13 protein-coding genes are annotated in these 13,516 nt (G+C 41.8%); 9 read left to right on the top strand and 4 right to left on the bottom strand.

Annotated elements, in window-relative coordinates:
* Positions 1–86 precede the first annotated feature (86 nt).
* The 6 genes from Q4486_RS12650 to lpdA all read left to right on the top strand — a co-directional run bounded on the left by Q4486_RS12650 (position 87) and on the right by lpdA (position 7,261).
* Entirely contained in the window at positions 87–1,004 is a 918-nt protein-coding gene (locus tag Q4486_RS12650) for a lysophospholipid acyltransferase family protein (protein WP_303417646.1), read from the top strand.
* Between the two features lie 15 nt (positions 1,005–1,019).
* A complete protein-coding gene (locus Q4486_RS12645; protein WP_303519665.1) occupies positions 1,020–1,883 on the top strand; it encodes a glycosyltransferase in 864 nt (287 codons plus the stop codon).
* A 3-nt stretch (positions 1,884–1,886) separates the two neighbouring features.
* Positions 1,887–2,939 carry a glycosyltransferase family 4 protein gene (locus tag Q4486_RS12640; protein WP_303519664.1) on the top strand — a complete coding sequence of 351 codons (1,053 nt, stop codon included), beginning with the start codon at positions 1,887–1,889 and terminating at the stop codon, positions 2,937–2,939.
* Positions 2,940–2,945: 6 nt separating this feature from the next.
* Entirely contained in the window at positions 2,946–4,181 is a 1,236-nt protein-coding gene (locus Q4486_RS12635) for an O-antigen ligase (RefSeq protein WP_303519663.1), read from the top strand.
* Positions 4,182–4,267: 86 nt separating this feature from the next.
* Positions 4,268–5,014 carry a glycosyltransferase family 2 protein gene (locus Q4486_RS12630; protein ID WP_303519662.1) on the top strand — a complete coding sequence of 249 codons (747 nt, stop codon included), beginning with the start codon at positions 4,268–4,270 and terminating at the stop codon, positions 5,012–5,014.
* A 111-nt stretch (positions 5,015–5,125) separates the two neighbouring features.
* Positions 5,126–7,261: a dihydrolipoyl dehydrogenase gene (gene lpdA, locus Q4486_RS12625; RefSeq protein WP_303519661.1), complete on the top strand. Its 2,136-nt coding sequence runs from the start codon at positions 5,126–5,128 to the stop codon at positions 7,259–7,261.
* Here lpdA and Q4486_RS12620 read toward each other — a convergent pair.
* Genes Q4486_RS12620 through Q4486_RS12605 form a run of 4 tightly spaced genes read right to left on the bottom strand, consistent with a single transcriptional unit; the run spans position 7,234 to position 10,493 of the window.
* Positions 7,234–7,965 (bottom strand): glycosyltransferase, encoded by a 732-nt coding sequence (locus Q4486_RS12620; RefSeq protein ID WP_303519660.1) that lies wholly within the window; start codon positions 7,963–7,965, stop codon positions 7,234–7,236. The genes lpdA and Q4486_RS12620 overlap by 28 nt on opposite strands.
* Before the next feature lie 2 nt (positions 7,966–7,967).
* Positions 7,968–8,816: an S-methyl-5'-thioadenosine phosphorylase gene (mtnP, locus tag Q4486_RS12615; RefSeq protein ID WP_303519659.1), complete on the bottom strand. Its 849-nt coding sequence runs from the start codon at positions 8,814–8,816 to the stop codon at positions 7,968–7,970.
* Positions 8,817–8,861: 45 nt separating this feature from the next.
* Complete coding sequence (locus tag Q4486_RS12610) at positions 8,862–9,773, bottom strand: radical SAM protein (RefSeq protein ID WP_303519658.1); 912 nt, start codon at positions 9,771–9,773, stop codon at positions 8,862–8,864.
* Positions 9,774–9,794: 21 nt separating this feature from the next.
* Positions 9,795–10,493: a DUF2064 domain-containing protein gene (locus tag Q4486_RS12605; protein ID WP_303519657.1), complete on the bottom strand. Its 699-nt coding sequence runs from the start codon at positions 10,491–10,493 to the stop codon at positions 9,795–9,797.
* 187 nt (positions 10,494–10,680) lie between these two features.
* Here Q4486_RS12605 and nfsA point away from each other — a divergent pair, with 187 nt between their 5' ends.
* The 3 genes from nfsA to Q4486_RS12590 are packed head-to-tail and all read left to right on the top strand — an operon-like array spanning position 10,681 to position 13,459.
* Complete coding sequence (gene nfsA / locus Q4486_RS12600; RefSeq protein ID WP_303417665.1) at positions 10,681–11,418, top strand: oxygen-insensitive NADPH nitroreductase; 738 nt, start codon at positions 10,681–10,683, stop codon at positions 11,416–11,418.
* Between the two features lie 52 nt (positions 11,419–11,470).
* Positions 11,471–12,697: an EAL and HDOD domain-containing protein gene (locus tag Q4486_RS12595; protein ID WP_303417667.1), complete on the top strand. Its 1,227-nt coding sequence runs from the start codon at positions 11,471–11,473 to the stop codon at positions 12,695–12,697.
* An 18-nt stretch (positions 12,698–12,715) separates the two neighbouring features.
* Positions 12,716–13,459, top strand: coding sequence for a sulfite exporter TauE/SafE family protein (locus Q4486_RS12590; protein ID WP_067866725.1), 744 nt, complete (start codon positions 12,716–12,718; stop codon positions 13,457–13,459).
* Positions 13,460–13,516 lie beyond the last annotated feature (57 nt).

Here is a 13,516-nt window from a genome sequence, read left to right as displayed (position 1 = left end):
TAGCCTCAGTTGCCCAACCTTCCATCTAGCTGAGTATTGCTGACATAGGTATAATCCCCTACTGATTCTAGAGATATACATAAACAGTGAATACATCAACCTCTTTCTTTGCACCCAAATACTGGCCAACATGGCTAGGCATTCTAGTATTAAGGCTACTGGCTTTTCTACCTTATAAGTTAGGCTTAAGCTTCGGACGTTTAATTGGAATAATACTTTATCATTTACTTCCTAAACGCCGTCATGTCACTGAGGTAAACTGCTCCTTATGCTTCCCTGAACTAACAGCGGCCGAGCGTGAGCAGTTTGTAAAAGATGTATTCAAAAACAATGGAATAGGCATTATTGAAACTGCATGGGCCTATTGGGGCAATAAAAAACGGCTCATCGCGCGCACCGAATACATAGGCTTTGAACTACTCGATGAAGCCCTTAGTCTTGGTCGCGGTGTGATTTTACTCGGCGGCCATTACTCTCAGCTCGACTTGGGCGGTCTATTGTTTTCAGTTTATAAAACTCCAATAGCTACAACCTATAGGGAACATAACAATCCTCTTATGGATGCAATGATCACTAAAGGACGTTCTTCTTTTAGTATCCCTGTAGAACGAAAAAAAATACGCGAGATAATCAGAAAGCTAAAACAGAACCTCATTATCTGGTACGCCCCTGATCAAGACCTTGGACGAAAAAATTCTGTATTTGTGCCCTTTTTTGGCCAAACAGCCGCAACAATCACAGCCACCACTAATATGGTTAGGTTTAACAATTCACCGATTGTTTGTTTGCATCTACGCAGAAAAGAGGATGATTCAGGCTATATTATGGAGATTGTTTCTGTCCCAGACTTTCCAAGTGGCGATGAAGTTGAAGATGCGCGCTTAATGAATTTAGCGGTAGAAGCGGGTGTAAGAAAAGCGCCTACCCAATACATGTGGGTACATAAGCGCTTTAAAACTCAACCCGATGGCGATCAAAAACTATATAACACAAAAGCACGCTAATCTTAGGAGACTCTTGTGAAAGTCAGTGGCTTTACTTTTCTAAAAAACGGTTCAACACTGGGTTATCCTTTTGTTGAGAGTATCCGCTCGGCATTACCTTTGTGTGATGAATTCATTATCGCATTAGGGAACTGCGATGATGATACAGAAGCGCTCCTAAATGAGATTAACGATCCCAAAATCCGCATTATCCATACAACATGGAACGACAAAATGCAGGACCGTGGCTATGTCTACGGCCAGCAGAAGATGATTGCACACTTCAACTGTACAGGAGATTGGGCCCTGTATATTGAAGGTGATGAAGTCTTACACGAAAACGAGATCGAAGCGATTCGTGGCAATATGGAAAAATACCTCGATGATCCAGCAACTGAAGCGTTCTACTTTGATTTCTACCACTTTTATGGGCGGCCGGATCAAGTAGGTATTTCAGGATACCGTCGAGCACCCCGCATTATTAGAAACTCAATTCGTAGCTATGCGCCAGATGGTTTGTTCTTTGTTGTACTCGATAAAAACAAACGTGGTCGCTATCCAAAAGCGCGCCATGCCGGCGGTAATATCTACCATTATGGTCATGTAAGAAACGTCGCCAAGATGCAAGAAAAGATAAACCAAGTTTCACAATACTGGAATGAGAAACCCGCGCCGTTTCCTGGATATGGTGATATAGACCCTGCGGTTCTGCGCCCCTTTAAAGGCACACACCCTGCGGTCGTAAACGATTGGTTAAAAACTGATGCTGAATGGGAGTTCACTCCTAATCCTAGTTACAAACTGACAAAACGAGACAAAAAAGTCCGTTTAAAGCTAAAAATTGAAGATATGTTTGGTCTTGAGATCAGTAAAAAACACTATACCGATCTGGATAAATAAATCGTGAATATACAAACATCTTCAATTCACATTGTTCGTCGCTATGGTCCTGTAGGCGGCATGGAGCGCTATGTTTGGGAACTGACCCATGCATTAGTAAAACAGGGTCAAAAAGTTAAAGTTATTTGCGAACAAGCTTATGAAGAATGCGATAAAAATATCGAAGTCATCGAACTGGGGAGTGTAAAACCAAAACCACGCTGGCTTTCAATGCTCAGATTTTCTAAACGCGTCTCTCAATACTTTAAAGCCGCCGATATAACAGGCTGGGTTATACACAGCCATGAACGTTGTGCTGAACATCATGTGACTACATTTCATGGCCCATCCATTCTGACACGCAAAAAAAGAGTTTTAGATTATTTATCCCCTCGTATTGCCACTTGGGAATATTTAGAAAAACGCGAACTTTTTGGTGAAAATGTCCAAACTATCCTGCCCAACTCGCTTCTCGTTTCAGATCAGCTGGCAAAACTATACCCTGCAGCGGCCCATAAACTAGGGTTTCCCGCTTATCCTGGGGTATCAGAACAGTTTACTCGACTTCCCCGACAATCAACCGGCTCTGCCATTGGTTTTATTGGTAAAGAGTGGCAACGGAAAGGACTAGAGTTTGCCGTCAAAGTCGTTAAACCATTAGTCGATCAAAACCCTCAAATCACATTTATTGTGACTGGGCCTGAACCAGAAGAGATAGAACATCTATTTACAGAATGGCCAAGTGATAACTACCAATTAAGAGGCTGGCAACGTTCTGAAGATACATTGCCATTAATCGACATTCTGATTCATCCCGCAACAGCTGAACCGTTCGGGATGGTCATTGCTGAAGCAAACGCAACAGGTTTACCTGTCCTTATATCTGACTGTTGCGGTATTGCAGAATTGATTCATGAGCAACATGGCTTAGTACTACCATTAAATCAGACCGAAGCTTGGCAACAAGCTCTATTAAAACTAATGACTGAACAAAAAGTCGATTCATTAAGATTAACTTGGGATAACTTGGGCTTTCAGCACCAACAACTTTATTTAAAAATTGCGCAGGGAAAATAGCCGCTCATGTCATTCGATAATTCAGAAAGCACCCAAGCTCAGCCTATTCTATTAAATATAGGGGCTTGGCTCTTAATAGCAGGAGTTTTTAGTATCCCCCTACTCGGTAACGCCGCCCATAACCTATTACTAGGTCTGCCAATCATATTGTTACTTTGCACGAAAAGCATCAAACAGTACCCCTATTTATTAAAGAGCAATCGAATGGCTCTCTTCTCTACACTGCTCTTTCTTTGGCTGGGGGTAAGTATTTTTTGGTCGAATGCAGAAACAAACTATAGTGTAAAAATACTCTCAAAATATAGAGAGTTTTTACTCATCCCCCTATTTATGATCTATTTCTCTATTGATAAATACCGAAAAAATGCAGTTATCGCTCTCTATATGGCATTACTCTTTTCCTTATTTATCTCCTACCTTATACATTATGACCTTGTAGATTATTGGGACAATTCAAATAGTATTAAAAACCGAATTTTTCATGGTATTTCCATGTCTATTTTCGCCTATATCAATCTGCAAGCAGGAGCAACCTCACGAAAATACCGTGCGGCATTTATCGCTATATTTATTATCACCTTTCACAACTTATTCTTTATTGAAAATGGCCGTATTGGATACATATTAATCTGCACACTCACCGCTTTATTTGGCTGGCAACAGTGGAGAATAAAAGGATTAATAGGCATGATTTTAATCGGTAGCCTCACTGCCACCTCACTCATATTGTTCGCCGACCTCTCTCACTTAAGAATCATGGGCCACTTAGATGCGATAAGCGACGCTAATGAAATAACGCTATCGGTATTACAACAAGCAGATATACGTCTTGAATTCTATATCCTATCACTCTATTCCTTTATGGATAGTTGGTTGTTAGGCCATGGATTAGGCAGCTTCCCAGCAGTGTATGCTATGCAACATGAAGCAATTCAGACTTACTGGGAAGTAACGGTAAATTCCCATAATGAATTCTTACAAATTTCAGTTCAAACTGGGATTATAGGACTTATGCTCTTTATATCGTTTCTAATATCGTTACTTTTAAAACGCAAAGGGTTCTCACCCTTACAACAACAGTGTCAAACCGCGCTATTTATCACTTTTGGTATTACCTGTATGTTTAATTCATCTTTTATGGATCATGGTGATGGCACGCTCTTTATGATTCTAGCGGCACTCATTGCCGGTATTCCCTGGAAAACAGAGCCTAAAGATACTGAAGAACCGCAACAGAGCTAAATAATTAAGATAGAAAAATAAACCATATTTATTGATGGATCTATTTTCACAGTCATTAACCCTTTAGAAATAGCAAAGATACTGGAATGATCTCGATAATAATTATCACTAAAAACGAAGCCCATAATATCCAAGACTGTCTCGGCTCAGTTTCATGGGCAGATGAGATCATTGTTGTAGACTCAGGCAGTGAAGATGGCACCCAAGATATCTGTCATAAAACAGTTAACTGCACCTTAGTAGAAACAGATTGGCCGGGGTTTGGTGAACAGAAAAATAGGGCCTTAGCACTGGCAAGCCATGAATGGGTGTTATCTATAGACGCTGATGAAAGAATTGATAATGCCTTAAAAGATGAGATATTAAACGCCATCGAACAATCCCAATACGATGGTTTTGAGATCCCCCGCCATTCGCAATATTGTGGCCGCTTTATTGATCATTCCGGCTGGACGCCTGATTATGTTCTTCGTTTATTCAAACGAGAAAAAGCAGTATTCTCTGATGACAAAGTCCATGAGCGGGTAATTTTAAACGGAAAAACCCATAAACTTTCTAACCCAATGCAGCACTATTCATACGAAAACTTAGAACAAGTTTTACGTAAAGTTGATCAATACTCAACCTTAGGCGCTGAGCAATTATACGCCCGCGGGAAACGGTGCGGACTAGGTACTGCACTGTACAAGTCCTTCTGGGCTTTTATACGAACTTATCTTCTTCGTCGAGGCTTTCTTGATGGAAAACACGGTGTGATGTTGGCTATTTCTAATGCAGAAGCAACCTATTACAAATATGCCAAGCTTGCATTAATGTCCAGCTCAGACAAGTAGCCCTAAAACTACACACTGAAACTCAACTAAGAAAACGATAAGTTAACATTGAACTTATCACTCAAGATAAAGACTAATCATTCAATAACCTTATTCTTGAGCATATTATTGATGAAAAAGCTTTCTCTTTTATTAATCATCGCGTCGGCCATCGTCGCATTCTTCTTCTTTGATCTAAACCAATATTTTAATTTGGCATTTATTAAAGAAAACCAAGCACGATTCGATCAACAATATGCAACGAGCCCGATTCTAACGGCAGCTGTGTTTTTCGGCCTTTATATCGTGGTAACCGGTTTATCCCTTCCTGGTGCAGCAATAATGACACTTGCAGCAGGCGCCCTATTTGGCTTAACAACGGGGTTACTTCTTGTATCCTTCGCCAGCTCAATTGGGGCAACGCTCGCTTTTCTTTTCTCTCGTTTGATCTTGCGCGATAGCATCCAAAATCGCTTTGCTAGTCAGTTATCCGCTATTAATAAAGGTATCGAGAAAGAAGGCGCATTTTATCTATTCACACTTCGCTTGGTTCCTCTATTTCCTTTTTTCGTTATCAACTTAGCTATGGGAGTTACTCCCATAAAAACATGGACATTTTATTGGGTGAGCCAGCTAGGAATGTTAGCGGGAACAATTGTCTTCGTTAATGCAGGCACTCAGTTAGGCCAACTAGAAAGCCTATCCGGAATATTATCCCCTAGTATGCTGGCATCCTTCACCCTCCTTGGAGTTTTCCCATTGATTGCAAAGAAAGTAATTGAGCTGCTACAAAGCAGAAAAGTTTATGCAGGCATTAAAAAACCAACAAAATTCGATACGAATATCGTTGTTATTGGCGCAGGTTCAGCAGGCTTAGTAACGTCGTATATTGCAGCGGCGGTAAAAGCAAAAGTCAGCTTAGTCGAGAAAAACCTGATGGGAGGCGACTGTTTGAATACTGGTTGTGTACCGTCAAAAGCACTCATTCGCTCAGCGCGGTTTGTATCAGATAATAAACGCTGCAAGGAATACGGTATAGAAAAGAGCGAAGTCAGCTTCAATTTCGCGGACGTGATGGAACGAGTTCAAGAGGTTATTAAAACAGTAGAACCCCACGATTCAATTGAGCGTTACACAGGTCTAGGTGTGGATTGTATTCAAGGTGCTGCAACTATATTGAATCCCTATGAAGTCGTGGTGAATGGCGAAATTATTACAACCCGCAACATTGTTATCGCGACAGGTGCTCGCCCACGCATGCCCGCCGTAAAAAACATAGAAGCGATGAATCCTCTTACATCAGATAACTTATGGAAAATTCGTGAACTGCCTAAACGCTTATTAGTAATCGGTGGTGGTCCGATTGGCTGTGAATTAAGCCAGTGTTTTGCTCGCTTTGGTTCTGAAGTCAGTATCTTACTGCCCGATGGGCGGATCATGTCGAGAGAAGATGAAGATGTTTCAGCCCTAGTAACTGAACGCTTCAGCGCAGAAGGTATTAATATCTTAAATGATAGAAAGATGCGTGAATTTATAGAACGCGATGGCGAAAAGATTTTGATCAGCGAATATAAAGGGCAAATCGAAGAAATCCCGTTCGACCAACTTCTCGTGGCGATAGGAAGACAAGCAAATATTGAAGGTTTCGGCCTAGAAAATCTTAATATAGATATTAGAGGCAACGGCACAATTGATGTAAATGAATATCTACAAACAAGATTCCCTAATGTTTATGCCTGTGGAGATGTCGCTGGTCCCTTCCAATTTACTCATGCCGCAGCACATCAAGCGTGGTACGCAGCGGTCAACGCATTGTTTGGCAAATTTAAGAAATTCAAAGTCGATTATTCCGTTATTCCTGCAGCAACCTTTACGGACCCTGAGGTCGCGCGCGTCGGTTTAAACGAGCAAGAAGCAAAAGCACAAAATATAGCTTATGAAGTCACTCGCTTTGATTTAGCGGAGCTTGATCGCGCTATTGCAGATAATGATGCCCACGGTATGGTAAAAATACTCACAGTGCCCGGCAAAGATAAAATCTTAGGTGCAACTATTGTTGGACCACACTCCGGTGAGTTAATCACTGAGTTCGTCACTGCGATAAAACATGGCTTAGGTCTTAACAAGTTACTAGGGACGATCCATATTTATCCAACCTTAAGTGAAGCGAACAAATATGCAGCGGGAGAGTGGAAGCGAGCTCATGCGCCTCAGAAAGTTTTACAGTGGTTAGAAAAGTTTCATCGCTGGCAGCGTGCAGAGAAATAGCGCTGCTTTAACAGCTTAAGTAATTCAGGAATTGCCTGCCTTATCCATAAGTATTGATAACGGCAGGTAAGATACCACCACCCTTTATCTCTGTATTTTCTAGCACTCGTTTGCAGATATTGAGTACAACATTTTACCTTTATTCCCCGCTGCCTTGCGTACCACACAAACAGATGGTCTTCCCCATAAGATGCATCTTCAGGATAGCCTCCCACTTGTGCGAAAAGCGTTTTACTAATCGCAAAGCCTTGATCTCCAAACGGTATGCCTAATAGCCGAGAGCGCAGATTAGCACCCCAACCATTTAACGCCATACCATTAGAACCATCCGCCAAAAACTGTAATAAACAGTAATGCAGTTTATCCGGTGCCCTCGATAAATTAACCCATAAGCTTTCGACTAACTCAACGCTAAAGCGACTATCGACATGCAGAAACCAAATGAACTCACCTTGCGCCGCTTGGGCACCATAATTCATCTGCACTGCCCGCCCTTGACCTGATTCAAGCCAACTTACCTGAAAAGGCGCCAAGGTTGCCACAATATCTTGCTTATATTGGTCATCGAATCGTTGATGACAGACAACAAAGATAATTTCACTTGCAGAAGGGATTGATCGAAGATCCTCGATCAACCCCACAGGAATAATGGACTCCGCAGGCCCGATGGGAATAACAATAGAAACAGATAGAGAGTGCTCCATACTTAGGAACTGAACACCTCGAGTAAAGAGCGTTGCTCGGCGTTTAACGCGTCTTTAGGGGTCAACACTGCAGCCGCTAAACTGGTTCGGCAAGAGCAAGTATATTCCACTTCATCTTGATCAATAAAAGCGGTCAGTAAAGTTTTAGCTTTTTCTAAACTTGCTCCATAACGCGCAATAACCTGCTCTACTGATACATGCTGATCAGGATCATCCAACCAGCAATCATAATCGGTAGCTATAGCGATAGTGCAATAGCAAAGCTGTGCTTCACGCGCTAAAAAGACCTCAGGCACATTGGTCATTCCAACCAAATCACAACCTGCGGCTCCTCTCAGAAAAAAGCTCTCTGCCCGTGTACCTAAACGCGGTCCATCGACACAACCATAAGTTTTATCAGTATGAAGTTTTATATCAACGCTTTCACCTGCAGCAACTAAACTTTCTGACAAACAATGGCATGTAGGTTCTGCCGTTGAAACATGTGCAGCCAAACCTTTACCAAAAAAAGTTTTCTCGCGATTACCTTTTACAAAATCAAAATACTGACTAGGGAGTGACAGATCTCCCGGCGCAACCTCTTCCTGCAAACTACCCACAGCAGAAAGACCAACAACCTGAGTCACACCTAAAGACTTTAACGCCCAAATATTAGCGCGATAATTTACCTCAGAAGGAAGAAGCTGATGTTGGCGACCGTGTCGAGGTAAAAAGAACAAGGTTCTGCTTCCTCTTTTACCCTCAATAATCGGTGCTGACGGTTTCCCAAAAGGCGTATCAACATCGTGCTCGCCAACAACTTCTAAACCTTCTAATTGATAGATCCCTGTACCACCAATAATTCCTAACACTTATGTCTCCTTATTTAAATGGATCATCATTAACATCTCAAATAGCTACGCCTCGCTACATGAGGAGCCATAAGCAAAACAACTATAGCAACGATGATGTTTCATGCTAATTCTTTCACTTAAACTTTCAGTTAAACTAAACCCCTGATCATACTCTTCATCATCATCCACCAGCGTACAAGCATACACTTTCATCTGCCCGTTTTTTTTCACAACCATTTTGCTAAAAGCACACATAAAGTCCTTCCGGCTTTTTTCGGTCTGATAAGTAGTCATACAACTTGTCGTCACTTGAGGGACATGAGGTAAGCTTCCAGGGGTAGCAAAGTCAGGGAAAGCAACAATATGCAGATCTTCCGGTAAACCGTAAGCAATAAACAGATCACGGTAAGACACCTCAACCTCTTCACGCTGTTCCTCTTTTTCCATATGTCGTGCAACAGAAACGGGGAACCCTAAATCGTATAATGCTTTAAGGCCTTGCATCGCTTTATCAAAATTACCCTCTCCTCGTCCAGCATCATGCCGTTGCGCAGCAGCGTAATCTATACTAATACGAAAACTAACAGGGTGTTCTGCATCTTGCAGCGAACGCACTTCATCCATTCTTTGCTGAAGGGCATCGGTACCATTAGTGAGCACAAGGCAAGGTTTAAACTTAGCCGCATAAGCTAAAATTTGTACAAGTTGCTTTGCGAGAAAAGGCTCTCCGCCGGTAAAGGAGAATTGCTCTACATCTAAGGTTAATGCTTCATCAATCAGCGGTTTAACATCCGCAAACTTGACTAAATCTAATCGGGTGTCACCTGGCCCTGAACCTTCCAAACAAAAAGAACATTGTAAGTTACACGCAGTGCCAGTATGAAACCAAAGTTCTCGTAGTGCATGAGGCTCTATATAACCTCTAGGTTTACCGTCAGGAGTGACAAACCAGTTATCTGTATGAATACGTTGCATTTTTTAATCGCCTAACTGGGGTTAACTTGTCACTTTAATAGTGTCGTTATGAGTAATAGATTGAACAAGCCTTAACAAGGCTTGCCGTGATGATCTTACATCATCAGCTAAATCTACTATCAACTTGTGCAGATCTTTTTCGTAATCAATATCATAACTTGGTGGAGCATAGGCAACTGAACGTTCAGCATCGATACAAGCATGATAAAGAGCCTCACCTAAACGATCGGTACTCCAAGGAAGATCGGCAATTTCAGGCCAATGGCTATTGCTTCCCATTAAAGTGACACCCCCATCTTCGGCGGCACTAAAAGTAACATCTTGGGTTTTTAAGGCGTCTAAAGCACAGGTAAAAACCCTCTCATTTAAGATAGGAGCATCAGTACCTATAATAATTATTTTTTTATGGCCTTGATCACGTAACTGCTGATCAACTGCCATTATTCGTTGCCCTAAACTACCCTGCGGTTGGGCGAGTACCTCAGCGTCTGTTAATAGACCTTGCGCCCACTCAATCTCTTCTGGGCCTGCTGGCGATAGCACAACAGGACCTCTCCATTTAGTGGCGTCTTCCAAAGCACAATCCAACAAAGCAGATGCCAGATTAAACGCTGTCTCTGCTCCCAGTGTGGCAGCTATTCGTTGCTTCCCCTGATTTAGTCTCGGTTGTTTACAAAACACGAGCAGGGTGGCACCTTCCTGTTGATACTTATTTTTCACTAATTATATTTCCACTCAAAACAGTTAAACTGTAGACCTAAGCATAAACGGATAGTTCAAAATGGGGTAAAGAATTACCCAATTCAACACGGCTTAACAATAAGACTTCTGCTAGCCATAACCCTATGTTACAAATAGCACTTAAAAACTCTTATATACCAATATCTATAGCACCTCATGGGCAATTATGAATACAGTTATCGAGTTACTTAACTCTCATCGCTCTATCAGAAAATTTAAAGACCAAAAGATCGAGCAAGCATTAATCAATAGCGTTGTCCAAGCAGGACAAGCCGCAGCAACCTCCAGTTTTATTCAGGCTTGCACCGTTATTCAAGTAAATGACGAAGGGAATAGAGCAAATATTGCGGAGTGGGCAGGCAATCAAACTTACGTTAACGACGCCCCAACCTTTCTCATTTTTTGTGCAGATATGAATCGCCATAAAATAAGCTGTGATATGCATGATGCAGAGATGCTATCGGGCTTCACCGAACAGTTTATTACCGCTACTGTTGATTGCGCGCTCTTCGCCCAAAACGTTGCAATCGCTGCCGAATCAGAGGGATTAGGTATAGTCTATATTGGTGGAATTCGTAACAAGATAGATTTGGTTTCTGAAACCTTAAATCTGCCAGAGCTCGTTTATCCCGTTTTCGGTATGTGTTTAGGCTTTCCTGACCAAAACCCTGAAGTTAAACCCCGACTACCCTTAGATATGGTATTAAAACAAGATACCTATGATAGCACTCAAGACAGAGAGCTAATCAGCGAATATGACCATCAAGTCCGTGAATATTATTTAAATAGAACCGGTGGTCAAAAAGATATGACATGGAGTGAACAGATCTCTGGCATGCTACAAAAAGAAGCGAGACCGCATATGCTGGCATTTCTAAAAAATCGTGGTTTTTTACAGAAATAAACACAAACAAAGATATAATTATTAATATACGTATACAGCTAAGGAACCGAGAATGACAGATAGTATTGATACAGATGAACCAATGGATCTCCTATTAGCCCGTCAGCCTGTATTTAATAAAAGTCAGGACGTTGTTGCGTATTTGCTACTGTACCGTAATGATGACAACTCTTTAACGATTAACGATCATCTCGCCACCTCTTCAGTGATCCTTAATACCTATACGAGCATCTGCCAACATGGTCAAGTTCGCTCACTACCCTGTTATCTGAAATTAACCGACACAACCTTAATGGCGGAAAACTTTCCTGAACTACCCAAAGAAAACTTCATTCTCGAGATCTTAGGCCATTCAGAAATAACTCCCGCCCTTATTGAACGTGTTAAAGAGTTAGGAGAGCAAGGTTATCGGCTCGCGCTATCCGAATATAGGCTAGAACCTAAGTTTGAACCTTTACTCAATCTTGTACATATTCTAAAACTCGATGTGCAATCTATCGGGCTGGATACTCTACCCTCTATAGTTAAACACCTTCGACCCTATAACCTAGAATTACTAGCAGACAAAGTCGAGACAAAAGAAGAGTTTCGTCAGTGCTATGAACTTGGCTTTGCTCTTTTCCAAGGGTATTTCTTAAGTAAGCCAGAGCCTGTCAAAGGTAAAAAATTAGGCAGCAGCAAGGTTCTACTCTTACAGATGATGGTGGAGCTACAAAGCCCTCAAGCAACAGCTCAATCGGTTGAACAGATCGTTATTAATGATCCTTTGCTCACCTATCGAATCTTACGCGTGGTCAATTCTGCGGCATTCAATTTCCCAAGAGAGATAGAGTCTTTATCTCACGCGATTAGCTTATTGGGATTTGATCAAATTCGTAAATGGGTCAGCCTCTTCTTAGTCACCGATACCCAAGAAAAACCGGAAGAATTAACACGCTCGATGCTGGTAAGAGGGCGTATGTGCGAGTTGCTCGCCGAAATGCTTGGCAGAGAGCAACCTATTAATAACTTTATTGCAGGGCTATTTTCAAAACTTGATGCGCTACTCGATATGGAGATGCCTGACCTGCTAACACAAGTCTCACTCCAGAACGATGTTAAAGCTGCACTGCTAAACCACGAAGGTCAATTAGGGCAGATCTTAGAGCAAGTTTGCCAATATGAAAGTGGTGAATTTGATAAAATGACCTTTCTACTAGATAAAGCCTACTATGAGACCGCTTATCGACATAGCTTAAACTGGTCTCAGCAAGTGATGGCATCACTCAGTGATAAATAAACACCTTTTCGAATCCTAATGCATTTATTAGATAATATTGAGCTATCTCTGCTCCTAATCCTATCTTCTGCAGTAACTTCATTTATAACTGCAGCGATGGGAATAGGCGGAGGGGTGCTTCTCTTAGCTATTCTAGCCTCAGTTCTCCCGCCAGCGGCCCTTATACCTGTCCACGGCCTCGTCCAGCTTGGTTCAAATGGAAACAGGGCTTGGATGACCAAACAGCATACCGACTGGACCATGGTTAAATTCTTCTCCATCGGCGCTTTGCTAGGTGCCCTTTGCGCCTCATTTATTGTGATTCAGCTTCCACTTGTTTTAATTCAATTGAGCGTAGCGTTCTTCATTTTATATCTAATTTGGGGACCAAAACCAAAACAGCAGCAGATGGGTAATAAAGGCTATCTATTGGCTGGGTTAGGGACAACACTGATCTCAATGTTTGTTGGCGCAACCGGCCCCCTTGTTGCAGGTTTTGTGCATCGCCAAAGCTACGATAAATTTACCACGACCAGCACCTTTGCAACCTGCATGAGCCTGCAACATCTTCTAAAAATACTTGTATTTACATTTGTTGGCTTTGCATTTTGGGAGTGGCTACCTTTAGCCATATTGATGATTTTAGGTGGCATCTTCGGCACTTGGCTAGGGCTGAAAATGTTACATAAAATACCCACTAAGTACTTTTCCAATATTTTTAGAGTCGTGATTACCTTGCTCGCCATACGCTTACTGTGGCAAGCGGTTGAGAGCTTACTCTGATAAAAAAAACCATAAACTAAAGACAAAAAAAGGGCCGATGGAATATCCATCAGCCCT

Origin of the sequence: Neptuniibacter sp. 2_MG-2023 (assembly GCF_030547495.1) — a bacterium.
GTDB lineage: Bacteria > Pseudomonadota > Gammaproteobacteria > Pseudomonadales > Balneatricaceae > Neptuniibacter.
Note: the sequence above shows the minus strand (reverse complement) of the source record. Positions and strands in the feature narration are given on the sequence as shown.